Genomic DNA, 21963 nt, shown 5'->3' on the forward strand with positions numbered 1-21963 from the left:
GGCTCACACCCTGCCTCGGTCATCGCCCCGGTAGACGCCGAAGTGGGCAAGGCCGCGGTCGGCGAGATGCAGTGCCTGCATGCGGCTCATCACGCCCTGCTCGCAGTAGAGCAGGTAGCGCCGGCGTGGCAAGGAGGGCGCGCGTTGGGCAAGCTCGAAGAACGGAATCGCCAGCGGTTCGCCCCGAGGTAGCGTGAGCGGCGCAGCCTCGCGTTCATCGGGGTGGCGGATGTCGATCACGGTGGCGTCAGGTGCATCGAGCAACGCACCGGGGGTGGCGATCTCGTCGATCTCGGCAAGCGTCGGGGCGCTCTCCAGCAGGCGGTCGCTGCGGGTCATGCTCGCTGCCGCGATGGCCGCCTCGAGTATGGCATCATCGAAGCCTGCTTCGGCGGCCTCGATCTGAGCCGGGCTGGGGCGCACGTGGGGGCGATGCGACATCACGCCGCAATACTCCGGCAGTGCCTCGGCAAAGCGGGCGGTACCGATGTGCCGGGCGTCGGCGATGATCGTCTGCTTGTCGCTGGCGACCAGTGGCCGCAGGATCGGCCGCTCGCTGACCGCATCGATCAGCCCCAGGTTGGCCAGGCTCTGGCTCGAGACCTGCGCCAGGGCGTCGCCGGTGACCAGCGCCGGGAGCCGGGCGCGGGCAGCGACGCGGTTGGCAGCGCGCAACATCATGCGCTTGAGCACCACCCCGGCCAGGCCGGCAGGTACCTGACGCTGAATCTCGTCGACCACGCCGTCGAAGGGCACGCTGATGAAATTGACACGATGCGAGGCGCTATACTGCTGCCAGAGATGGTGGGTGACCTCGCGAACGCCCTGTTCATGGGCCGGCCCACCGAGATTGAAGAACACAAAGTGGGTCTTGAGACCGCGACGCATCAGGCGCCAGGCGGCCACCGGAGAATCGAAGCCGCCAGAGATCAGCGCCAATGCCTGGCCCTGGGTCCCCAGCGGATAGCCGCCGAGTCCCGGCAGCCGTCGGCTGACCAGGAGTAGCCGACGATCCTTGAGTTCCAGGCCAACGTCGATCTCGGGATGGCGTAGGTCGACGCGTGCACTGGGCACGGCATCGAGCAGGGCGCTGCCCAGGTAGCGTTCGAGGTCTTCCGAGCTGAAGTCGTGCTGGCCGCGGCGTTTGACACTGACCCGGAAGCGTCGGCCCGGGAGGGCTTCGCGCCATAGCGGTACCAGCCGCTCGGCCGCGGTGGCAAAATCGGTAAAGGGATGCGCCTCTACCACCTGCACTTCATGAATGCCGGGGATGCGGGTCAGGCTGGCCTCGATGGTGGCATGTGCCGCGTCATCGAGCGGCGCCGAGGGGCGAATCTCCAGCGCGTCCCAGTGATCGGCGACCCGCACCGTCGGGTCGATATCACGCAGCGTATTACGGATATTGGTGCGCAGGCAGCGCACCATCTCCTTGCGCACCGAGCGCGACTTGATGGTAATTTCGCCAAACAGCTTGATCCGATAGCGCATGCGTTTCACTTCGACAGGTCACGAACGGCTATGGTAGCAATCCTCCCCCATGGCGTAGAACCTCCTCTTCGACCTACCGCCGGCGCTCCTCGCTACGGCGGCAGAAACGCGTGATTCAGGGCAGTGGAATCTCGTTGACCTTGTGCGGGCTGTGGTAGCCGCGCTGTACCGCCGCGCGGGCGGCGATCTCGAGGTACCAGCGTTTGACGGCGGGATAGGCGTCGAGGTCGATGCGCTGCCACTCGAAGCGCGAGACCCAGGGCCACACCGCCATGTCGGCGATGGAGTAGTCGCCGGCTAGATAGGCTCGCTCGTCGAGGCGGGTATCCAGCACTCGATAGAGGCGCTGGGTCTCGTCGAAGAAGCGCGTCTCGGCATAGGCCGCCTTGCCGGGATTGAAGTGCAGGAAGTGATGCGTCTGGCCGAGGATCGGCCCCAGGCCACCCATTTGCCACATCAGCCACTCCATCACTCGGTAGCGTGGCTCGCCTTCGGCAGGCAGGAAGCGCCCATGGCGTTCGGCCAGGTAGTACATGATCGCTCCCGACTCCATCAGCGTGACCCCGGTTTCCTCATCGCGTAGCGCGGGAATCTTGTTGTTGGGGCTAACGGCGAGAAATCCTGGCGTATGCTGCTCGCCCTGGGTGAGGTCGACCGCATGGGTGCGGTAATCGAGCCCCAGTTCCTCGAGCAGAATCGAGACCTTGCGGCCGTTGGGGGTGGTCCAGGTCCAGAAATCGATCATGCGCGCAGCCTCGTGGCGAAGGGGATCGATTAGCCAGCGTCGCATAGATGCGGTGAGCTGTCATGGTGATGATGTCAAACGCTGTTCGAAAAGTGTTGACGCGGATCTGAAAGCGGTGATATCTAGCGCTACCGGCAATCTGTGCCGGGCCTATCAACGCTCTTCGAGGGTTCGTGAACATGCCTCTGCGCCGCTGTTTACCCATTCTGCTGGTGGCTGCCTTCGCCACCGGCTGTGCCAGCAATACCATTGCGCCACGCTATACCACCGACAATCCCGATGTCCTGAGGATTGGCGGTGAGCGTCCGGCCAACCCGGATCGGCGTACCGAAAATGCCGGCTCCTTCTGTCTCGAGATTACCGAGCGCTGGAGTGAGCATGGCAAGACGCCCGATGGCCAGACGCTCTGGGCCAAGGACACCATGCGCAAGGTGGTGCCCTGCCGCTGATCCCCGCGGCTGGCCCCATCACAGCGACCCCGGTGTGTCTCTCACACCGGGGTCGCTGCGTTTAGTATGCTATTACTCCCTCGATCTCGGCAGGAGCAACGTCCATGTCCAAGACGCACTTCGGGAACCAAGCGATGTGGCATCAGATCCTGCCTTCGTCGCGGATGTGGCTGCGACTGGTGGCGTCGCTAATGCTAATAGTGGCGATGACAATCAACTTGAGCGGCTGTGGCGGCGGGGACGACCGTGAGGTGCCGCTGTACGTGCTGGCCGGAGAGGGCAGCGCCTATGATGGCCAGCGCGTGGTCACCCAGGGCGTGGTGCGGCGCTTCGATGACCCGCTGCACTACTGGATCGAGGATCAGGATCTCAACCGCGTCGAGCTGTTTCCCCATGACGCTGTGGTCGAGCAGCTTGGGCAGCGGGTGCAAGTGAGCGGCACCTTCCGCCTCAGCGAGCGCGGCGGCCGCCGTTTGACGGTGTCGAGCCTGGTCGTGTTGGAAGAGTAGCCGATTGGCTAGTCGTCCGACGCGCGTGCGCTGGCCGATCCTGGGGCGACACGATGCTCGGCGACCAGCAGCTCCTGACCGCTGCCCGGCAGGCAGCCGTCGCCTTCCTGGGCCAACAGCGGTCGCAGGATCTCCTGCATGCCCTTGAGTACCTGCACCGGCAGCGCCGAGGTGAAACGGAAGTTATCCGCGGTGCTGCCCGGGACGAAGGCGGTTAAGGTGCCGAAGTGGTCGTCGCCCAGGTAGAAGACGAAGGTGGCGGTGCGGTTGCGCGCCTGAGAGCTGAGCACCTGGCCGCCACGCCCCACGGTTTCGAAGCGGTTATTACCGGTGCCGGTCTTGCCACCCATCACCAGCGGTGTCTCCTCGTCGAGGCTGAAGCTGCCTTGCAGGCGGCGGGCGGTGCCGCCTTCGACCACCTCGGAGAGCGTCTCGCGCAGTACCGCGGCCACCTCGGCTTCCATGACCCGCTGACCGCGGGTGCCGGCTGGCACGAAGCGGGTCTCATAGGGGGTGTCAGCGGCGAAGTGCAGGTCATCGATGCGCAGCGTCGGCAGGCGCACGCCGTCGTTGAGAATGATCCCCATCAACTCGGCCAGCGCCGCCGGACGGTCCCCCGAGCTGCCCACGGCGGTGGCCAGCGATGGGACCAGGTGCTCAAACGGATAGCCGAGTCGCGCCCAGCGCTGATGGATGTCGAGAAATGCCTCGACCTCGAGCATGGTGCGGATGCGCACGTCTCGCGCATTACGGTGGCGGGTCTTGAACAGCCAGCCGTAGACTTCCTGGCGCTCACTGCGGCTGGCGTGAGCGGCTTCGCCGAAAGTGGCCTCGGGATGATCGAGCAGGTAGCCCAGCAGCCACAGCTCAAGCGGATGTACCCGCGCGATATAGCCCTGATCGGAGAGATCGTAGCTGCCCGGTGCATAGTTGCGATAGAGCGACGCGATGCGCTGCTCGCTAAGCACCTCGTTGGGCAACCGTTCGCGGATGAAGGCACCAAAACTGGCCTCGTCCGCCTCCGGGAACAGGTAGCGATGCACCGCCGACAGGCGTGGGGCCGTGGTGCGCAGCCCGTCGAGGAACAGCGCCAGTCGCTCGTCGCTCTCCTTGTCGCGGTACTTTCTCCAGAAGCGCTGCAGGAAGACCCGGCCTTCGCGATCGGCGAAGCGCTGCAGGTAGTCCTGGCGGCGCGGGTCCTGATCATCCTCGAGCAGCTGGCTGCGGCGCTCGTTCTGGTGAATGCTGTAGCGCACCAGGTCGCGTAGCAGGCGTACGAAGGGCAGGTTGAGAGACTCTTGCATCGACTCGCTGAGGGTCGGGTTGCGGCCGTTGTCCTCGCGCCGGAAGTTGCTGAAGGTGTGACGTCCGCCACCGGTGAAGAAGGCTTCGTGGGGGCTAGCCGAATAGCGGCGCTGCATGGCCGCGTCGAGCAGCTCGCGCAGTGCCAGCTCGGGGTGGGTGGTCAGCTGGTCGATGACCCAGCGGCTCAGCGCATCCTGACGGTCGACCTCGATGGCGCGCAGTGCGTCGATCGGTTTCCCTGCATGACGCTGGTGGAGCTCGGCGATGACTTCCAGGTAGGTGGCGAGCACGCGCAGCTTGGCGGTGGAGCCGAGCTCCAGCTTGCTGCCCTCGTTGATGTCGAAGGGCTGGCCGGTGTTGTCGGTCTGAATGCGTACGCGATAGCCGTCTTCGCCGCGCTCGAACAGCGTGAAGCTATAGTTGACCTCGGCAGTCTTCTCAGGTGACAGCAAGCGCTCGCCGATCAGGCCGATCTCGTCGGCGAATTCGGGGTCGGCAAGGCGATAAAGGTAGTCGGTGACCTGACGCTGCAGGCCGCCGTGCAGCGTGGTGCGTGCCGAGAGATCGAGGCGGTCGAGGTCATAGAAGGAGCTGCCGAGCAAGCCGCCGAGCTGACCACGGGCAACCTGCAGCCCCTTGTCACGCTCGACCTGAAGGCGCACCGGATCGCGAGCGAAGTCGCGGAAACTCAGCTGCTGGGCCAGCGCCGCGTCGCGCAGCAGCGGGTCGATGACGTCGGCCTCGGCGAGGATTCGCAGGTAGCTGTCGGTGAGTCGTTCTAGACTCTGGCGGCCGGTGGTGAGGTACCAGGAGGGGCGGCGTTGGGCGATCATCAGCGCCACCACCTGGCGCAGCGCGAGCCCCTGCTGCTGCAGGTTGGCGGGTCCGTTGAAGCTGGGGACCAACAGCCGATTGAGGGCATCGAAGTCGGTATCGAACCACACCCACAGGCCGTCGCCGATGCCGTGCACTTCACCGTAGCCCGGTGCGGCCGAAAGCGGCACGCTGTTGAGGTAGTCGAGTGCCACGTCCTGACGAGCGGCCAGGGTCTGTGGCCCCTGGCGGTAGCCGCGTACGCTGGCAGAGATCATCTGGCGCAGCTTCTCGCGGGCCGAGCCGGTCATGCCCTGCGGGGAATGGCGATACTTCTCTACCTGGGTGGCCAGGGTACTGCCACCGGATGATTGCCCCGAGATATCCAGGGCGCGCCCCACCTGCGACATCGCCGCCTTGGCGAAGCGCGGCCAGTCCACTGCCGGGTTGGCGTAGGGCGAGCGGGCGTCGAGCAGTTCGCGGTTCTCGATGAACAGCAGTACCTGCAGCACCAGCGGTGGGACGGCATCGAAATGCGGATAGTGGCGTTGTGGGTGGCGGAAGGTGTATAGCGTCTCGCCGCGGCACTCCTGCAGCGTCAGCCCGGCGCGGGTCTTTTCGGCGTAGGGTGGGAAAAACCCCCGTTGGGTGTAGTCGAGCAGTGCCGGTGAGAAGCGTGCCTGGCGCTCGACCACGAAGTCGCGGGCGCGCAGGCGTGCCTCGAACTGCGGCAGGCGGGTATAGCCGAGGCGGATGTCAAAGGGACCGTACTGCGGAAACACGATGCGTTCACTGGGCCCCGGCGATAAGGTATAGGTGAGGGTGCCGGCATAGCGTGATAGTTCTTGAGCCTGGAAGTGCGAGGTGCGCGCTTCAGCGACCAATAGCGTGACCAGGCTGATCGACATCAGCGCCAGTAAGATCAGCAGGGTATTGCGCAGCCAGTGGCGGCGCTTGACCGGCTGCGGCAGTGGCACCAGCTCACTGTGGCCCGCTGACGTCTGCCCTGCATGAGACGAGACGGTTGCGCTCATGTGCCACCCCCAGCGCATACGTAGCCCGATAAGGTGATTTCGGCATAAGCTTCGCCTTACTTTGTAGCGTAGTCTGCGTACGCAAAAGTGGATGCCTTTATTTATTCTTTCTCATGGTCGACACAGGGACGAGTTCCATGACCCACACTACCGCCGAGTTGCCGCGCGCTAGCGCGGGTGTGCGTTGGCATCTCCTGCGCGAAGCGCCGCGGCTGCCGCGTGCCGAGGGCCGTATCGCGGCCATCGACCTGGCACGTGGCGTGGCGATCGCGCTGATGATCGTCAGTCACGCCGTGAGTGGACTACTGGGCCTGCGCCTGGTCCCGGATTGGGGCATGGTGCCGGTGCATCTGCTCACCAAGTTCTCTTCATCGCTGTTCATTCTGGTGTTCGGCATTGCGCTGGCGGTGGCTTTCCTACCCCATGCGCGTGGCGCAGACTGGCCGCGACGTCGCCTCAAACTGTGGCTGCGCGGGGTGGAGGTGCTGTTCTGGTACAAGGCGCTGACCGTCGTCGAGATGCTGCCGCTGTATGCGCCTGAGGACATACTCGACACCCTGCTGTGGCATAACTTTGCAATCTGGGTCGAGATCCTCGGTTTCTATGCGCTTGCCTTGGTGTGGGTGCCGCTGGTGCTGCCGCTGTGGGCGCGGGCCCCGCTATGGGGGCGTCTGGCAGCGATGTTTCTGGTTACGGCGCTGGCTGCCTGGCTGCAGGGCATCGATTTTGGCGACCTGGAGATTCTCCAGGCCTTGCTGGTCGACCACGAGGATCACTATGCCTGGGGGCAGCTGTCCCGTGCGCCATTGATCATGGCCGGGCTGTTGATCGGCGAAGCGCTATTGCGCTGCTACTTTGACCCGATATGGCGGCGTCGGCTGTTGGTGACGCTGATGGGGCTGGGCGTTGCCATGTTGGCAGGGTTCTTTGTGATCGCTACCCTCGGCGGCGATATTTACGCTGCCTTGGTGGCAGTGGCGCGCAATGTCGGCAAGCATCCACCGGGGCTGGCCTTCATGCTGTTCAGCATTGGCGGTGCGCTGGTCATCCTGGCGGCGGCGCTGGCCGGCGGCGAGCGGCTGTCACGACTGCTGTTGCCGATCACGTTGGTCGGTTCCGATGCCCTCAAGGCGTTCATCTTTCATATCGTGGCGATCTTCCTGGTGCTGCGTTTCCTGCTCGACAGCTGGCAGGTCTACAGCTACCCCCAGGTACTGGGCATCGGCGTTGCCCTGGTGCTGGGTGCGGCAGGCTGGATCGCCCTGACCCGCTGGATAGGAGCCAACAAGTGATATACCGCGCTTTGTGCTGTATGACGCTGCTGCTGGCGAGCGTCGCTGTCTACGCCGACGAGATGCACGGCGACTGGTACTACCAGGTCGACAAGCGTAGCGCCTGGCAGACCCCGCTCGAGGGGCGTCTGGCCGAGCTGGAGCGTGATTTCGCCGGTGAGCTCGGTGTCTACGTCCAGGACCTGCACAGTGGCGAGGCACTGTCGTGGCAGGGAGAGCGGCAGTGGTACCTGGCCTCGTTGATCAAGGTGCCGGTGGCGGTGGAGGTCTTCGCGCGACGCGATGAGGGTACGCTGAGCCTCGACGAGCGCATGACCCTGACCCGCAGCGACTACGTCGACGGCGCCGGCCAGACCAACTGGCAGGAGCCCGGCAGTCGGCTGACGTTGGGCTTTCTGCTCGACGAGATGTTGACCGTCAGCGACAACACCGCAAGCGACATGCTGATTCGCCGAGTGGGGCTTGCCGCCAGCAACCGTCGTGCTCGTGAGATGGTGGCCGCCGCGGGGGGCGACCCCGACCAGCTGGGTGAGATCACCAGCCTGCTCGAGGTGCGGCGGGCGCTGTTCGGTGAACTTCATCCCGACGCCCGCGAACTCGGTGGCATGGACTATATCGCGCTGCGCCACAATGATGATCTGGGTACGCGGGTGGCCGCCTTCGCCGAGCGCCTCGGGCTGGCGCCTGGCGAACTGGCGCTGGATGGTTACGATGCCGCCTTCGACGCCTACGAGGCCGGCCGTCTCAATACCGGCACGCTGGCGGCCTTCGGCGATTTGCTTGCCACCCTGGTCCGCGGTGGTCCGGCACAGGCCGGGCTGAGCGATGCCAGCCGCGAGGCGCTGCTAACGATCATGCAGCGCACGAGCTCCGGTGAGGCGCGACTCAAAGCGGGCTTTGGCGACGACGTTCGCTTCGCTCACAAGACCGGCACCCAGCATCGCCGTACCTGCGATGCCGGCATCGCCCACCGCGGCGAGGCCCGTGAGGTGGCGGTGGTGGCCTGTACCCGTGGCCCGATTGACGTAGTGCCCCATGAACGGCTGCTGGCCGAGGTAGGGGCGGCCATCGAGGCCAGTGGCGTGCTAAGCTTGCCAGTCCCATCCGTAGACTGATGTCAGGAGTACCGAACCATGGCAAGCGCCAGCGCACGTCACATTCTGGTCGACACTGAAGAGAAGTGTCTCGCCCTCAAGCAGGAGATCGAAGACGGCAAGGATTTTGCCGAGGTCGCCAAAGCCCACTCGTCCTGTCCCTCGGGCCGTCAGGGCGGCGATCTGGGTCGCTTTGGCCCGGGCCAGATGGTGCCCGAGTTCGACAAGGTGGTATTCAGTGCCGAGCTGAATCAGGTCCAGGGCCCGGTCAAGACCCAGTTCGGCTATCATCTGCTGGAAGTCACCGAGCGCACTTGAACTACTGACAGGGAGTCCATCGGTGCGCGTCGGTGGGCCTCCTTTGTCCTAGGAGTCTGTCATGAACGAAGAAGCCTTCAACCTGAGCCTGCGCAAGTTTCTCAAGACCGTGGGTGTCAGTTCGCAGCGTGAAATCGAGCAGGCCGTCGACAAGGCCCGCGCCGAAGGGCGTCTCAGCGGTAACGAGTCGCTGCCGGCGACCATGACGCTCAACGTCGAGGGCCTCGATCTCACCGTCACCTTCGATGGATCCATCGAGCTTGAATGACCTGCATCAGGCGTCGCGGCTCAACGACCCGGACGCGAGCCGTTCAGTCGCCGAGCCGGTGATCAGCATAAGCGGTCTCGACAAGGTTTATGCCGGCGGTTTCCATGCCCTCAAGGCGGTCGACCTCAGCATTCGTCGCGGCGAGATATTCGCCTTGCTTGGCCCCAACGGTGCCGGCAAGACCACGCTGATCAGCGTGGTCTGCGGGCTGGTCAATCCCTCCGGCGGCGAGGTGCGCGTCGACGGCTTCGACAACGTGCGCGACTACCGCCAGGCGCGCGCGCTGATCGGTCTGGTGCCGCAGGAGCTGACCAACGAGGCCTTCGAGACGGTGTGGAACACGGTCAGCTTCAGCCGTGGGCTATTCGGCAAGTCGCCGGACCCGGCTCACATCGAACGGGTGCTCAAGTCGCTGGCGCTCTGGGACAAGCGCAACAACCGCCTGATCACCCTGTCCGGCGGCATGAAGCGCCGGGTGCTGATTGCCAAGGCGCTGTCCCACGAACCGCGCATCCTGTTTCTTGATGAGCCCACCGCGGGGGTCGACGTCGAGCTGCGCCGTGATATGTGGGACGTGGTAAGACAGCTGCGTGACAGCGGCGTGACCATCATTCTGACGACTCACTATATCGAGGAAGCCGAAGAGATGGCCGATCGCATCGGCGTGATCAACGGCGGCCAGATCGTACTGGTGGAAGAGAAGGCGGCGCTGATGCGCAAGCTCGGCAGCAAGCAGCTGACCTTGCACCTGCATGCACCGTTGGCCGAGGTGCCGGTGGCCCTGGCGGACTACGATCTGCAGTTGGCCGCCGACGGCAGCGAGCTGATCTATACCTACGACGGCACTCGCGATGGTGATGAAGGAAGCAGTATCACTGCGCTTCTGGGTGATCTCGACGCTGCCGGCATTGCCTTCAAGGATCTGCATACTCGTCAGAGTTCGCTGGAGGATATCTTCGTCGATCTAGTCAAGGAGCGGACATGAACCTGTTCCCGGTACGCGCCATCTATGCCGCCGAGATGGCGCGTACGCGTCGCACGCTGCTGCAGAGCATCGTCTCGCCGGTGATCTCCACCTCGCTCTACTTCGTGGTATTCGGTGCTGCCATCGGCTCGCGCATCAGCGAGATCGAAGGGGTCAGCTACGGTGCCTTTATCGTGCCGGGGTTGATCATGCTGATGCTGCTGACCCAGAGCGTCTCCAATGCCTCGTTCGGGATCTTCTTTCCCAAGTTCTCGGGGAGTATCTATGAACTCCTCTCGGCGCCGATCTCGCATGTCGAGATCGTCATCGGCTATGTTGGTGCCGCGGCCACCAAGTCGATCGTGCTGGGGCTGATCATCCTGGCCACGGCAGGCTTCTTCGTGCCCCTGGAGATTGCTCATCCGCTGTGGATGCTAACCTTCCTGGTGTTGACCGCAGTGACCTTCAGCTTGCTGGGTTTCATCATCGGCATTTGGGCTGACGGCTTCGACAAGCTGCAGCTGGTACCGCTGCTGGTGATTACCCCGCTGACCTTTCTCGGCGGTAGCTTCTACTCCATCGACATGCTGCCACCGATATGGCAGACCCTGACCCTGTTCAATCCGGTGCTCTATCTGGTCAGCGGGTTTCGCTGGAGCTTCTACGGCATCAGCGATGTCAGCCTGATGGCCAGCGTCACCATGATTTTGGTCTTCCTGGCCCTGTGCCTGGCGGTGATCGCCTGGATGTTCCGCACCGGCTACCGCCTCAAGCCGTGAGCGCTGGCGCTCACGGCTGCCTTTTCCCACTTGCTCAAACGTGACCTATGCCCGTACTGCAAAGTATCGTCCATCGTCTCGAACCCAGTAGTGACAACGACCGCCTGGTGGTCAAGGCGGCTGCGACCGCGCACCCTGACAGTGCGGTCATGAGTGAGCTGGTGGCCGCCATCAGCGATGCCTACAACCCCAAGCCCAAGGGCTGGGGCCAGTTCGCCGAGGGTGAGGGGGCAAGTCCGCTGGCCGGCTGGCTGGCAGCTTACCTCGACGGCGAACGCGACTTCGCCGATATCACCCAGGCGATTGCCGAGCGACTGGCCGGCCTACTCGAGGACCGTCTGTCGGTAGGCGGCTACCTCATCTTCGACCACAGCCGCCGCGGTGAGGCGGAGAGCCTTAGCCTGGCGCTGGTGCAGCAGCGCCAGGGTATTGGGATCGACGACAATCATCAGGCGGTGCCAGCCGCTCAGCTCAACCTCGGCCAGCTGACGCTGGCAGCACGCATCAATCTCAGCCAGTGGCGCAGCGAGTCGCCTGGCACTCAGTATGTCTCCTTCCTCAAGGATCGCGGTGGCAAGAAACTCGCGGAAAGCATGCTCGAGCTGCTCGGCGTCGCGGAGAGTATCGATGCGCCCAGCGAGACGCGCACCCTGCTCAAGGCGTTCAGCGACTACGTCGAACAGAGTGACTTCGACGAGGACACCAGTCGCGAGAAGACCGATACTCTGGTCGACTATGCCAGCGAACAGCTTAACCGCGGCGAGCCCATCACCCTCGACGAGCTCTCGGCGCTGGTCGATGAACAGCAGCCCAAGGCGTTCTATGAGCATATCCGGCACGCCGATTACGGGTTGGCGCCGGAAATACCTCCGGACAAGCGCACTCTCAACCAGTTTCGTCGTTTCACCGGGCGCGCCGCAGGTGTCTCGATCAGTTTCGATTCGCACCTGCTGGGATCGAGCGTCGAGTACGATGAGACCCGCGAACGGCTGATCATCAAGACCCTGCCCAGCCAACTCCGCGAACAGCTCAAACAGCGTCAGAAGGGAACGTAATCTCGACTATACTTGTCGCTAGTAAGAGACACATGGGGTTGAACGCCGAGGCGGACGCCTCGGGGATCGCTAACAAGGAAGGGGAGTATCATCATGCAACGCCTGTATTTTCTGACACCCAATGCCAATATCACCTCGGATATCGCCGACGAGCTGAGTCAGATGGGCTTGACCAAAGACGACCTCCACGTGGTGGGGCGCAACTGGAAGCCGCTCGAGCGTGAGGGTGTGCCGGTGGCCACCGTGCGTGAGACCACTGATGTGATGAATGCTCCCAAGCGTGGGGTGCCGGTTGGCGCCGGGCTGGGCGCGGTGCTGGGTGTCATCATTCACCTCGTACTGGGGCCGAGTCTGATCATAATCGTGCCGGCGATGGCCGTGTTTGGCGGTCTGTTCGGTCTGTGGACCAGCACCATGGTGGGTATATCCGTCAAGGACGTGAAGGTCGACAAGTACAAGAAGGCGCTTAATCGCGGAGCGCTGATGATGATCGCCGATGTGCCTAGCGACCGAGAGGAAACGGTGAAAGAGATGGTGCGCCGTCATCACCCTGAGGTGGTCATTGATCAGATCACACCTCGCGACGAGTCCAAGCCGGTCGGCCAGGGCCACTGAAGGAGTCGTTAACGCATGCTCGATGCGATACAGCAGTTCTTTCAGCGCACCCTGGCCGAACCCGAGGCCAGGGAAGATCGTGGCCTGACGCTGGAGCTGGCGACGGCAGCACTACTCTGCGAGGTGATGCGCGCTGACTACGACACCAGTGACGCGGAGCTCGATACTCTGCGTCGCATGCTGGTTGAGCGCTACCACCTCACAGATGTCGCCGTCGACGAGCTGATGACGCTTGCCCGGCGCGAGGTCGAGGAAGCCGTCGACCATTATCAGTTCGTCAGCCTGATCAAGGAGCACTATGGCTACCCGCAGCGCTGCGAGCTGGTGCAGCTGATGTGGCAGCTAGCCTGGGCCGATGGCAGCATCGACCCACTCGAGGAGCACCGAATCCGGCGTTTGGCGGATCTGCTCCACGTCGGGCACAGCGACTTCATACTCGCTAAGCTTGCGGTGCAGGACGCGCGAGGATCCGACGAGGAACCTGCATGAGCGGGAGCGACTCGCCGCCGCAGACACTCGGCGAGATGCTCGAACGCCTTGAGCACATTGATAGGCCTGATGGGCGCGTCAGTCTCGAGGATGTCATGGAAACCCTGGGGCGGCGGGCCTTCGGTCCGCTGTTGTTGCTTGCCGGTATCGTCACCGTGGTGCCGGTGATCGGCGGCATTCCCGGCGTGCCCACCCTGATGGCTGGCCTGGTGCTGCTGGTCGCCGTGCAGCTGCTGCTGCAGCGGCGCGCTATTTGGCTGCCACGCTGGCTACTGACGCGCAGTGTGGCCCTCACGTCGCTGCACAAGGCGAGCCGCTGGTTGGCCCCGGTGGCAAGACCGCTCGACGCGCTGCTGCGGCGGCGCTGGCAGGCGTTGGTCGGCGATCACGCCGTCACGGCCATGGCGATCTGCTGCATTGGGGTGGCGTTGATGATGCCGCCCATGGAGTTGGTGCCGTTCTCGGCTAACGGCGCCGGGCTTGCGCTGAGCGGTTTCGGCCTGGCACTGATGTCCGAAGATGGCGTGGCGGCGCTGTTCGCCTTTACGGTCAGCGTTGCTACGCTGGTCGCTATCGTTGCAGGGCTCGGCTGAGTCGAGCCCTGGCCTGGCCTCTCTCGAAAGGACGCTTGCCATGGACAAGGTATACCTGATTCTCAAGATCCTGATCACGCTGATCATCGTGGTGCTGTTCGTGCAGAACATCCGCGTGGTCGAGGTCACGTTCCTGACCTGGAGTCTGTCGCTGCCGTTGGCGCTGTTGCTGGTGGTGATCTATGTGCTGGGCATGGTCAGCGGCAAGAGCCTGATGGCATTGATCAGGCGCCTGCGCTCGCGGGAGCATCGGCGCTGAGCCGCTGGCTACTCCACGGTGGTGATCACCGCGTGGCGCGGGTCGACATGCCAGGCAACACCGACCCGGTCACTGTGCTCGAGTTCGGCGATGACCTGCCCGCCCAGCAGTAGAATGATGGCGCCGATTTCGAGGCTCAGCAGTACCACGATCAGGGTGGCAAGTGAGCCGTAGACCACGTTGACGAATGAAATCTGCGCGAAGTAGACCACCAGCAGCAGCCTGACCCCCTCCCATAGCAGGGCGGCGACGAAGCCGCCGACCAGCGCCCGGCGCAGCGCAATACGCACCACTGGCAGTACCTTGTAGACGGCGCTGAACAGTGCGAATACGCCCACGAAACTCAACAGGTTTAGCGCCGCCCAGGAGAGGCCCGCCAGCGGCAGTTCACGGCCGAGTATCGCCAGCCACAGATCGTTGATGGCGCTGGCCGTCGATACCAGTAGTGTCAGGCCCAGTATGCCGCCGCCGAGCACTAGCATGAACGCATAGGGCAACAGTGCCGAGACCCAGGCGCTGCGGCGGCTGGGGTTGTCGGGCTGATGGAAGATGATCGCCATGGCGTCCTCGAGCATGCGAAAGGCGAACGAGCTGAACAGCAGCAGCACCAGCAGTCCAAGGGTGCCGATGGCATCACGCGAGTCGATCAGCGCGCGCACTGCGTCGAGCAGGATATCGGCATGTGCCGGTGCCAGGTGTTGAGTCTGCACTGCCATCACCCCGAGCAATTGCTGCTCGTCGACGACGCTTGCCAGCAGCACCCCAAGCAGGGCCAGCAATGGCACCACCGACAGCATCACGTTATAGCCTACCCCGCCTGCCAGCAGGATGCCGCGGTTGCGCATGAAGGCCGTCACCACCCGCCAGGCGAAGTGGGCCAGGCGAGGCAGCAGCGTGGCGTAGCGGTGGCGCCTGAGTTGCATCCATGTCTCCTGATGAATATAGCGGCTATGCTATCCGTAGCCTCGCGGTTGTCGTAACCTGCGTTCCAGCCTGAGACTCAGGGTACGCTTCGCCGCACTGGCCATCCATTCTGCAGGGAGCTCGACGATTGCACGACGCAGGACACATCCCCGGTACCTGGCGCCACACCCTTGCCTTTATTCTCACTTTCACGCTCCTGCTCGGCCTCGGCTGGCAGGGCATGCGCGTCCAGCAGGCGCTGCTGGATGCCAATGCCGAGGTCAATCACAGCCTCGAATTGATCACCGTCATTCAGGATCTGCAGCTGACCCTGCAGGATGTCGAAACCGGCGAACGCGGCTATGTTATCACCGGCCAGGCGGCCTACCTTCAGCCTTATCATCAGGCCCTTGAGCGGGTCTCCGCCGAGCGCGAATCGCTCCAGCAGCTTCTGGAGCAGCGCAGCGTCGTCGATCAGGCGGCGCTTGCCGAGCTGGATGCCCTGATCGCGCGTCGCCTCGAGATCAGCGAAGCCAACATTGCCGTGCGTGACAGCGACGGCATGGAAGCCGCCGCACTGAGGCTGCTGGCGGCCGGTGGGCGCCAGACCATGGATCGCCTGCGTGGCAGCCTCGAACAGCTGGAAGATGATGAACGTCGTCGCCTGGGCGCGGATACGCAGCGTGCCGCCGATCAAGCCGAGCGGGCCCGCTGGCTAGGCCTGGGCGGCGCTTTGTTGGCCGGCGGGCTGCTGTTGGCGGCGTTTCTATCGGTCAATCGTAACCTGCGCTTGCGGCGTCGGCTGGCGCTCGAGGCGCTGCACCGTGAGGCGCGCATGGAGGCGCTGCTCGAAGCGGTGCCCGATGAGCTCTACCGCATCGTGCCGGGGCAGGGGGTGAGCCGTCTGCTGCATAGCCAGCAACCTCCATCACCCGTCGACGCAGCCTTTGCCGAGGAGCTGGCAGGGCGCCTGGGCGACGAGCAAGATCTGCAACACAGCTTCATGTGGCACGCCGACAGCGGTGATGAGTTTGAAGTGCGCATGCTGCCGACCCGCGATGGCGAGTACCTGGCGGTGTGTCGCGATGTCACCGACCGGCTGCGCAGCCGTCGGCGGCTGCGTGACCAGCAGACCTTTCTGCGTAGTATCGTCGATGCCGATGAAAACCTGATTTTCGCTCGTGACGTCAGCGGCCGTTTCCGCATGTGTAACCAGGCCTTCGCGGCTTTCCTGGGCGTCACTCCCAATGAATTGGAGGGGCGCAGCGCCGCCGAGTTGCACCACGGACAGCGCCTGCTGCCCATGATGGCCGGTGACAGCGAGCTGCTGGCAGGCAAGCCCGAGCAGCGCGCCATGGCGCTCGAGGTGCAGGACGCCGATGGACGGACCCGCTGGCTGCAGCTGCTAAAGCGTCCGCTGACGCTGTCCGACGGCAGCCGCTACTTGCTGGCCGTGGCGGTGGATATTACCGAACGGCGCGCCATGGAGCGCATGAAGGCCGAGTTCATCGCTACGGTCAGTCACGAACTGCGCACGCCCTTGACCGCTATCCGTGGCGCCGTGAGCATGCTCAATAGCGGGATGGCGGGTAGGCTGCCCGAGGATGCCGCACCGCTGTTGGAGATCGCCGACCATAACAGCGAGCGGCTGGTGCACCTGATCAACGACATCCTGGATATCGAGAAGCTGGAGTCCGGCCGCCTGTCGTTTCAGTGGGAAACGCTGCCGTTGGCGACACTGGTCGAGGCGGCACTACGCGACAATACGCCGGTGGCCACGAGTTTCGAGATCACCCTAGTGGCCGAGGGGCAGCCGGTCGAGGGGCTGGTAGAGGTCGATCGCCACCGTTTCGCCCAGGTCATGGCCAACCTGATCTCCAACGCCTGCAAGCACTCGCCGTCGGGTGAGCGGGTTATCGTCACTCAGGCCGCCGATGGGGCAGAGTGGCTCGAGGTGGCGGTGACCGATCATGGTGCCGGCATCCCCTTGGCATTTCAGCCGCGGGTCTTCGAGCGCTTTGCCCAGGCCGATGCTTCCGACCGGCGGCGCACCGGCGGTACCGGGCTGGGCCTGGCCATCACCCGCGCGCTGGTCGAGGAGATGGGCGGCGAGATCGATTTCACCTCGACGCCGGGTGAGGGCACGTGTTTTCGGATACGGCTGCCGCGTCGAGATTTATCGTCAGTCACTCAAGGTAAGGGGACCCTATGAGCGAAGCCGCCGCTGGCGCCAAGGCGCCGCGAATCCTGATGGTCGAAGATGAGGAGGACATTGCCTTCCTGATCCGCTTTCTGCTCGAGCGCAATGGCTATGCGGTGGAGCATGCCGCGGACGGGCGCCAAGCGCTGGAGCGCCTTGGCCTGTCCGCCGCCGGTAGTGATATTCCTGATCTGGTACTGCTGGACATCATGCTGCCCTATCACGACGGCCTTGAAATCCTCGAGCGGCTGCGTGACCAGCCGGCCTGGCAGGCGGTGCCGGTGCTGATGTTGACCGCCAAAGCACGCGAAGCCGATATCGTGCGGGCGCTGGAGCTTGGCGCCGACGACTACGTGACCAAACCCTTTCAACCCGACGAACTGCTGGCGCGGTTGCGTCGCTTCATGAGGAGACGTTGATGCGTGGGGCAAGACTGGGCCGTCCGCTGGCGCTGGCGTTGTTGCTGATCGGTGCCGAGGCCGTGGCCGAGGAGCGGCGCCTGGAAGGGGAGATCTCCTACCGCTATGACAGCCTCGACAGCGGCTTCGATGATTGGCAGACCCAGCGACTCGATCTGCAGTCGACCCGCCCTGGCGACACGACCTGGTACGGCGCGGCGCTGCGCGAGCGGCGCTTCGGCACCTGGGACGAAGGCCTTGAGCTGGGGGCGGCCGTGCCGCTGGATGACAACTGGGTACTGCAGCCCGAAGTAGGCCGCACCTTCGGGGCCGACTTCTTGCCCGAGTGGTATGCCGATCTGCGCCTGCAGCGACGCCTGCCACAGGGATTCGTCGGCAGCGCGAGCCTGCGCCGCACTCGGTACGATGCCTCGCGGGTGGATCGCCTGGCGCTCGGCGCCGAGCGCTACTGGGGTAACTGGCGCGCGGCTTACACGCTCAATGTCAGTGATGTACAGGGGGCCGGCAACCCGGTGGGGCATGCCGTGGCGCTGGATCGCTACTACCAAGAGCGCAGCGTGATCGGCGTGCGTGCCAGTGTAGGGCGCGAGGAGGAGGGCTTGCCCGGTGGTCGGGTGGTCACCAGTGACGTCACCGCGTTGGCGGTGCGCGGGCGTCACTGGCTGGATGACGACTGGGCAGTGTCATGGGAGCTGGGCAGCCTCAGCCAGGGCGATCTCTATGATCGACACGGCATTCAACTGGGCGTGCGACATGCCTTCTGAGGTGGCAAGCCTGGTGGCACTGCTCATGTCGGGATTGGCGCAGCTGACGATCCTGCCGGACGATCGGGTGCTGCGCCTGGCGGTGTATAGCGCCTTGGCCCTGGCGCTGTTGACCCTGGTGGTGATGTCGCAGGTGGTAGTGCTCTCCGAGCTGGCGTCGCGCCGGGAAGCCCGACGCCGGGGGTTTATCGCCGCCTGGCGACCACACCTGGCAGCCTGGAGCCTGGAGGCCGAGGACAAGGCGTTGCCCGCCCCGCCACGAAGCCGTCAAGAGCGGATATGGTTCCTGCTGCTGTGGAGCCGCGTGCAGCGCCAGCTGCGCGGCACCGCCCAACAGCGGCTCAACGTCTTGCTCGAGCGGCTCGGCATGATCGCCCCGGTGCTCGGCCTGCTCGAGAGTCGCGCCGTGCATCGCCGCTTGGTGGCCTTGGCCTGTCTTCGCCACCTGGCGGATGTCGCCCACTGGTCGGCGGTATCGCCACTGCTCGACTCACGCAACGTTACGATCTCCCTGGCCGCCGCCCAGACCCTGGTGGCAATGGACCCGGAGCGCGCTATGCAGCGCATCATGTCGAAGCTGGAGGAGCGCCGCGACTGGGCGATGCCACGCCTCGAGGCGCTGTGTCAGCAGGCCGGACGCCAGGCGGTGACAGCGCCACTACTGGACCGGTTGAGCGCACCGAGGGGCGGCACAACAAGAGCAGTGGCGCTGCTGTGGTGGGCCGAGCCCGGCCAGGCGGCGCCCTGGGCTCGCCGCTTGCTGGCCGATCAGTCGGCGAGCCATGAGGTGCAGGAGCTGCACGACGAGTCTCGCTGCGCGGCACTGCGCAGCCTCGGTGAGCTGCGTGATCCGCGCGACCGCGACCTGCTGGTCGCCCACCTTGATGATGAGGCACCGGCGGTGAGGCTGGCGGCACTGGCGGCGCTGCGTCGTCAGGCCAGTGTTGCCGACCAGGCGCTGATTGCCTCGCTGCTCGCCGACCCCAACTGGTGGGTGCGTCAGGCTGCAGCGGATGCGTTGGTGGCGCTGCCGGACATGGATGATGCCGCCTTGACGACGCTGCTTGCGTCGTTGACCGATCGATATGGCCAGGATGCCCTGCGCCGAGCCATGGCCGAGGGGAGGCGCTGATGGATATCCTGGCTGCGACTGCGGCGATCGACTGGGTGTGGTGGGGGCAGGTCGGCTTCATCGGTTACTTTGTGCTGCTCAACGGCGGTTATCTGGCGCTCAATCTGCTGTCGATGATCAGCCTGCGGCGCTATATGCGCCAGCGTGCCGAGCTCGGCGAAGATGCCCCTTATCTCGGCGTCGAGCCAGCCGTTTCGGTGCTGGTGCCGGCGTACAACGAGGCGGCGACCATTCGCACCTCGGTGCTGTCGCTGCTCCAGCTGCAGTATCCGGAGTTCGAGGTGGTGGTGGTCAACGATGGCTCCAGGGACGAGACCCTGGCGGTGCTGATCGAGGCCTTCGAGCTCGTACCCTATCCCGAGCCGCTGCGACGCACGGTGCCGCATCAGGAGGTACGGGGGGGCTACCGCTCGCGTCGCTATGCCAATCTCAAGGTGCTCGACAAGGCTAACGGTGGCAAGGCCGATGCCCTCAATGCAGGGATCAATGCGGCGCGGCACGGCCTGTTCTGCGCGGTAGATGCCGACTCCATCCTGCAGCGCGACAGCCTGCTGCGTGTGGTGCAGCCGTTTCTCGAGGACGAGCGTACCGTGGCGGCCGGTGGCACCGTGCGCATCGCCAATGGTTCCAAGGTGCGCGGTGGCTTCCTGCTCGAGGCGGGGCTGCCTACCAGCCTGCTGGCACGCTTCCAGATCGTCGAGTACCTGCGGGCTTTTCTGTTCGGACGGCTCGGCTGGTCACCGATGAACGCGGTGCTGATCATCTCCGGTGCCTTCGGGCTGTTCGACCGCGAACGCGTCATGGCCGTGGGCGGCTACAGCACCTCGACGGTCGGCGAGGACATGGAGCTGGTGGTGCGGCTGCACCGCTATCATCGCGAACGACGCTTACCCTATCGCATCCGCTATCTGCCCGATCCGATCTGCTGGACCGAAGCCCCTGAGGACCTTGGCACCCTGGGGCGTCAGCGCAGTCGCTGGCAGCGTGGGCTGGCCGAGAGCCTGAGTCGCCATGCCAGGCTTGCCACCGGCCCACGCGGTGGCGCGCCGGGGCACCTGGCCTGGCCGTTCATGACGCTGTTCGAGTGGTTGGGGCCGCTGGTCGAGGTGAGCGGCTACCTGTTCATGATTGTCGGATTCAGCCTGGGCATCATCTCGCCGCTGGCACTGACGGTGTTCCTGCTGGTGGCCATCGGCATGGGCATCCTGTTGTCGGTCAACGGCCTGCTGCTGGAGACGCTATCGTTTCGTGTCTATCAGCGCCGACGCGACATGCTGCGGCTGTTTCTGGTCGCGATCCTCGAGAACGTTGGCTACCGCCAGCTCAATACCCTATGGCGCTGCCGCGGACTGTGGCAGTGGTTTGCCCGCCGCAAGCACCAGTGGGGCGCGATGAAGCGCAGCGGACAGTGGGGCAATGAGTGAGCGTTACTCGGCGGCGAGGAGAGTCTCCACCAGCGCATTGAGGCGCTGCTGGAACTGACCGCCGGGGGAGGGCGGATTGGGGTTCGAGGTGATCGCAATCGTCAGTTCGCGCTCAGGAATCACGTACAGCGCCTGACCGCCAAAGCCGCGCCCATAGTAGGCCGCCTCGCCCGCCAGGGTGGTGACGAACCAACCGTAGCCATAGCCGTCGTTGGTCCAGGGTGAGCTGCCGCGGGCACGCCAAGAGCGCTCCACCCAGTCGGCCGGCAGGATGCGCTGGCCGTTGAGCTGACCGTCGTGACGATACAGCTCGCCAATCTGTATCAGCGCCAGCGGTGACAGCAGCATGTCGTTACCACCGAAGTAGATGCCCTGGGGGTCGCGAGCCCAGGCCGGAATGCTGATCGACAGCGGTTCGCCGAGCAGCCGCCGGGCGAGTGCCAGGGTCGACTCACCGCTGGCCCGAGTCAGCGCCGCCGACAGCAGGTGGCTGGAGCCAGTTGAGTAGAGCATGCGTCCGCCCGGCTCGTCGACGAACGGCCGGCGCAGGGCGTCGGCGACCCAGTCGGCGCTGGCGACCCAAGCGCCGTAGTTACCGCCGGAGGTGCGCTCGAGTCCGGCCTGAAGTGCCAGCAGGTGGCCGACGGTGATGTCATCGACGCGCGGGTCGGCATCGGCCGGCACGCGGTCACCGAGCAGCTCGGCCAGCGTCTGATCGTCGCTTTCGATCACGCCAGCATGAATCGCGGCCCCGGTGAGGGCGGCCAGCACCGTTTTCGATAGTGACTTGACGTTGGTCGGCTCGGCGGTACCCGGGCCGCCCTGATGGTGATCGAGCACGATCTCGCCGTCGTGGGCGACCACTACCGCATGCACTCTGTCGAGCCGCTCGGCGGCTTCCTGCATGGCGGCGAGCGCCTGTGCGGAAGGCGTGTCGGCGGCCGCGCTGGCAGCCACCAGCCCACTCAGTGCCAGGCTTGCCAGCGCGATGACCAGCGTTCGCGTCCATCCCTGAGCCGAGACGGGCATAGGCGGATCTCCTTGTGGGGTTG

Annotated in this window: 23 protein-coding genes; 18 read left to right on the top strand and 5 right to left on the bottom strand. The window is 64.7% G+C overall.

Annotated elements, in window-relative coordinates:
- Nucleotides 1-3: 3 nt before the first annotated feature.
- Together thiI and BLT16_RS08965 are read right to left on the bottom strand one after the other, a co-directional pair.
- Nucleotides 4-1488 (bottom strand): tRNA uracil 4-sulfurtransferase ThiI, encoded by a 1485-nt coding sequence (gene thiI, locus BLT16_RS08960; protein ID WP_089658195.1) that lies wholly within the window; start codon nucleotides 1486-1488, stop codon nucleotides 4-6.
- Between the two features lie 115 nt (nucleotides 1489-1603).
- Nucleotides 1604-2233, bottom strand: a complete 630-nt coding sequence (locus tag BLT16_RS08965; protein ID WP_089658196.1) for a glutathione S-transferase family protein — start codon at nucleotides 2231-2233, stop codon at nucleotides 1604-1606.
- 179 nt (nucleotides 2234-2412) lie between these two features.
- On the opposite strand from BLT16_RS08965, the gene BLT16_RS08970 reads away from it, so the two are divergent.
- Nucleotides 2413-2682: a hypothetical protein gene (locus BLT16_RS08970; RefSeq protein WP_089658197.1), complete on the top strand. Its 270-nt coding sequence runs from the start codon at nucleotides 2413-2415 to the stop codon at nucleotides 2680-2682.
- A 104-nt stretch (nucleotides 2683-2786) separates the two neighbouring features.
- Nucleotides 2787-3191 (top strand): hypothetical protein, encoded by a 405-nt coding sequence (locus BLT16_RS08975; protein ID WP_245701558.1) that lies wholly within the window; start codon nucleotides 2787-2789, stop codon nucleotides 3189-3191.
- Nucleotides 3192-3199: 8 nt separating this feature from the next.
- On the opposite strand, the gene BLT16_RS08980 is transcribed toward BLT16_RS08975, so the two are convergent.
- Nucleotides 3200-6343, bottom strand: coding sequence for a transglycosylase domain-containing protein (locus BLT16_RS08980; RefSeq protein WP_089658198.1), 3144 nt, complete (start codon nucleotides 6341-6343; stop codon nucleotides 3200-3202).
- A 137-nt stretch (nucleotides 6344-6480) separates the two neighbouring features.
- Here BLT16_RS08980 and BLT16_RS08985 point away from each other — a divergent pair, with 137 nt between their 5' ends.
- From BLT16_RS08985 to BLT16_RS09035, 11 genes are all read left to right on the top strand, one after another.
- Nucleotides 6481-7635: a heparan-alpha-glucosaminide N-acetyltransferase domain-containing protein gene (locus tag BLT16_RS08985; RefSeq protein WP_089658199.1), complete on the top strand. Its 1155-nt coding sequence runs from the start codon at nucleotides 6481-6483 to the stop codon at nucleotides 7633-7635.
- A complete protein-coding gene (locus BLT16_RS08990; protein ID WP_245701560.1) occupies nucleotides 7632-8750 on the top strand; it encodes a serine hydrolase in 1119 nt (372 codons plus the stop codon). The genes BLT16_RS08985 and BLT16_RS08990 overlap by 4 nt, the downstream gene beginning before the upstream one ends.
- 18 nt (nucleotides 8751-8768) lie before the next feature.
- Entirely contained in the window at nucleotides 8769-9047 is a 279-nt protein-coding gene (locus tag BLT16_RS08995; protein WP_089658201.1) for a peptidylprolyl isomerase, read from the top strand.
- Nucleotides 9048-9108: 61 nt separating this feature from the next.
- Nucleotides 9109-9315 carry a DUF6494 family protein gene (locus tag BLT16_RS09000; RefSeq protein WP_089658202.1) on the top strand — a complete coding sequence of 69 codons (207 nt, stop codon included), beginning with the start codon at nucleotides 9109-9111 and terminating at the stop codon, nucleotides 9313-9315.
- Nucleotides 9308-10300, top strand: coding sequence for an ABC transporter ATP-binding protein (locus BLT16_RS09005; RefSeq protein WP_422717926.1), 993 nt, complete (start codon nucleotides 9308-9310; stop codon nucleotides 10298-10300). The genes BLT16_RS09000 and BLT16_RS09005 overlap by 8 nt, the downstream gene beginning before the upstream one ends.
- Nucleotides 10297-11058: an ABC transporter permease gene (locus tag BLT16_RS09010; protein ID WP_089658204.1), complete on the top strand. Its 762-nt coding sequence runs from the start codon at nucleotides 10297-10299 to the stop codon at nucleotides 11056-11058. Before BLT16_RS09005 ends, BLT16_RS09010 begins: the two co-directional genes overlap by 4 nt.
- A gap of 47 nt (nucleotides 11059-11105) precedes the next feature.
- A complete protein-coding gene (locus tag BLT16_RS09015; RefSeq protein WP_089658205.1) occupies nucleotides 11106-12113 on the top strand; it encodes a nucleoid-associated protein in 1008 nt (335 codons plus the stop codon).
- Nucleotides 12114-12206: 93 nt separating this feature from the next.
- A complete protein-coding gene (locus BLT16_RS09020; protein WP_245701562.1) occupies nucleotides 12207-12728 on the top strand; it encodes a DUF1269 domain-containing protein in 522 nt (173 codons plus the stop codon).
- Nucleotides 12729-12743: 15 nt separating this feature from the next.
- The gene (locus tag BLT16_RS09025) at nucleotides 12744-13217 is read left to right on the top strand and encodes a tellurite resistance TerB family protein (protein WP_089658207.1); all 474 of its coding nucleotides are present in this window, start codon (nucleotides 12744-12746) and stop codon (nucleotides 13215-13217) included.
- Nucleotides 13214-13810, top strand: a complete 597-nt coding sequence (locus tag BLT16_RS09030) for an exopolysaccharide biosynthesis protein (RefSeq protein ID WP_089658208.1) — start codon at nucleotides 13214-13216, stop codon at nucleotides 13808-13810. The genes BLT16_RS09025 and BLT16_RS09030 overlap by 4 nt, the downstream gene beginning before the upstream one ends.
- Nucleotides 13811-13850: 40 nt before the next feature.
- Nucleotides 13851-14069, top strand: a complete 219-nt coding sequence (locus tag BLT16_RS09035) for a lipopolysaccharide assembly protein LapA domain-containing protein (protein ID WP_089658209.1) — start codon at nucleotides 13851-13853, stop codon at nucleotides 14067-14069.
- 8 nt (nucleotides 14070-14077) lie between these two features.
- Here BLT16_RS09035 and BLT16_RS09040 read toward each other — a convergent pair whose 3' ends face one another.
- Entirely contained in the window at nucleotides 14078-14992 is a 915-nt protein-coding gene (locus tag BLT16_RS09040) for a YihY/virulence factor BrkB family protein (RefSeq protein ID WP_089658210.1), read from the bottom strand.
- Nucleotides 14993-15120: 128 nt separating this feature from the next.
- Here BLT16_RS09040 and BLT16_RS09045 point away from each other — a divergent pair, with 128 nt between their 5' ends.
- Genes BLT16_RS09045 through BLT16_RS09065 form a run of 5 tightly spaced genes read left to right on the top strand, consistent with a single transcriptional unit; the run spans nucleotide 15121 to nucleotide 20911 of the window.
- Nucleotides 15121-17184 carry a sensor histidine kinase gene (locus BLT16_RS09045; protein ID WP_089658211.1) on the top strand — a complete coding sequence of 688 codons (2064 nt, stop codon included), beginning with the start codon at nucleotides 15121-15123 and terminating at the stop codon, nucleotides 17182-17184.
- A complete protein-coding gene (locus BLT16_RS09050; RefSeq protein ID WP_089658212.1) occupies nucleotides 17181-17591 on the top strand; it encodes a response regulator in 411 nt (136 codons plus the stop codon). The genes BLT16_RS09045 and BLT16_RS09050 overlap by 4 nt, the downstream gene beginning before the upstream one ends.
- Nucleotides 17591-18355 (top strand): YaiO family outer membrane beta-barrel protein, encoded by a 765-nt coding sequence (locus BLT16_RS09055; RefSeq protein ID WP_089658213.1) that lies wholly within the window; start codon nucleotides 17591-17593, stop codon nucleotides 18353-18355. Before BLT16_RS09050 ends, BLT16_RS09055 begins: the two co-directional genes overlap by 1 nt.
- Nucleotides 18312-19487 carry a HEAT repeat domain-containing protein gene (locus BLT16_RS09060; protein ID WP_218124429.1) on the top strand — a complete coding sequence of 392 codons (1176 nt, stop codon included), beginning with the start codon at nucleotides 18312-18314 and terminating at the stop codon, nucleotides 19485-19487. Before BLT16_RS09055 ends, BLT16_RS09060 begins: the two co-directional genes overlap by 44 nt.
- A complete protein-coding gene (locus tag BLT16_RS09065) occupies nucleotides 19487-20911 on the top strand; it encodes a glycosyltransferase family 2 protein (RefSeq protein ID WP_089658214.1) in 1425 nt (474 codons plus the stop codon). The genes BLT16_RS09060 and BLT16_RS09065 overlap by 1 nt, the downstream gene beginning before the upstream one ends.
- A 3-nt stretch (nucleotides 20912-20914) precedes the next feature.
- Here the strand turns inward: BLT16_RS09065 and BLT16_RS09070 are convergent, their stop codons facing one another.
- Complete coding sequence (locus BLT16_RS09070; protein ID WP_176817200.1) at nucleotides 20915-21940, bottom strand: serine hydrolase domain-containing protein; 1026 nt, start codon at nucleotides 21938-21940, stop codon at nucleotides 20915-20917.
- Nucleotides 21941-21963: the final 23 nt, after the last annotated feature.

The organism is Franzmannia pantelleriensis (assembly GCF_900102875.1).
GTDB classification, from domain to species: domain Bacteria; phylum Pseudomonadota; class Gammaproteobacteria; order Pseudomonadales; family Halomonadaceae; genus Franzmannia; species Franzmannia pantelleriensis.

Bases quoted from the DNA above. Each gene is read 5' to 3' on its own strand.
- BLT16_RS09015 (WP_089658205.1), top strand. From the start codon at position 11,106: ATGCCCGTACTGCAAAGTATCGTCCATCGTCTCGAACCCAGTAGTGAC.
- BLT16_RS09035 (WP_089658209.1), top strand. From the start codon at position 13,851: ATGGACAAGGTATACCTGATTCTCAAGATCCTGATCACGCTGATCATC.
- BLT16_RS09000 (WP_089658202.1), top strand. From the start codon at position 9,109: ATGAACGAAGAAGCCTTCAACCTGAGCCTGCGCAAGTTTCTCAAGACC.
- BLT16_RS09050 (WP_089658212.1), top strand. From the start codon at position 17,181: ATGAGCGAAGCCGCCGCTGGCGCCAAGGCGCCGCGAATCCTGATGGTC.
- thiI (WP_089658195.1), bottom strand. From the start codon at position 1,488: ATGCGCTATCGGATCAAGCTGTTTGGCGAAATTACCATCAAGTCGCGC.
- BLT16_RS09030 (WP_089658208.1), top strand. From the start codon at position 13,214: ATGAGCGGGAGCGACTCGCCGCCGCAGACACTCGGCGAGATGCTCGAA.
- BLT16_RS09020 (WP_245701562.1), top strand. From the start codon at position 12,207: ATGCAACGCCTGTATTTTCTGACACCCAATGCCAATATCACCTCGGAT.
- BLT16_RS08980 (WP_089658198.1), bottom strand. From the start codon at position 6,343: ATGAGCGCAACCGTCTCGTCTCATGCAGGGCAGACGTCAGCGGGCCAC.
- BLT16_RS09065 (WP_089658214.1), top strand. From the start codon at position 19,487: ATGGATATCCTGGCTGCGACTGCGGCGATCGACTGGGTGTGGTGGGGG.
- BLT16_RS09025 (WP_089658207.1), top strand. From the start codon at position 12,744: ATGCTCGATGCGATACAGCAGTTCTTTCAGCGCACCCTGGCCGAACCC.
- BLT16_RS08965 (WP_089658196.1), bottom strand. From the start codon at position 2,233: ATGATCGATTTCTGGACCTGGACCACCCCCAACGGCCGCAAGGTCTCG.
- BLT16_RS09060 (WP_218124429.1), top strand. From the start codon at position 18,312: ATGATCGACACGGCATTCAACTGGGCGTGCGACATGCCTTCTGAGGTG.
- BLT16_RS08970 (WP_089658197.1), top strand. From the start codon at position 2,413: ATGCCTCTGCGCCGCTGTTTACCCATTCTGCTGGTGGCTGCCTTCGCC.
- BLT16_RS09010 (WP_089658204.1), top strand. From the start codon at position 10,297: ATGAACCTGTTCCCGGTACGCGCCATCTATGCCGCCGAGATGGCGCGT.
- BLT16_RS08995 (WP_089658201.1), top strand. From the start codon at position 8,769: ATGGCAAGCGCCAGCGCACGTCACATTCTGGTCGACACTGAAGAGAAG.
- BLT16_RS09055 (WP_089658213.1), top strand. From the start codon at position 17,591: ATGCGTGGGGCAAGACTGGGCCGTCCGCTGGCGCTGGCGTTGTTGCTG.
- BLT16_RS09070 (WP_176817200.1), bottom strand. From the start codon at position 21,940: ATGCCCGTCTCGGCTCAGGGATGGACGCGAACGCTGGTCATCGCGCTG.
- BLT16_RS08975 (WP_245701558.1), top strand. From the start codon at position 2,787: ATGTCCAAGACGCACTTCGGGAACCAAGCGATGTGGCATCAGATCCTG.
- BLT16_RS08985 (WP_089658199.1), top strand. From the start codon at position 6,481: ATGACCCACACTACCGCCGAGTTGCCGCGCGCTAGCGCGGGTGTGCGT.
- BLT16_RS09040 (WP_089658210.1), bottom strand. From the start codon at position 14,992: ATGCAACTCAGGCGCCACCGCTACGCCACGCTGCTGCCTCGCCTGGCC.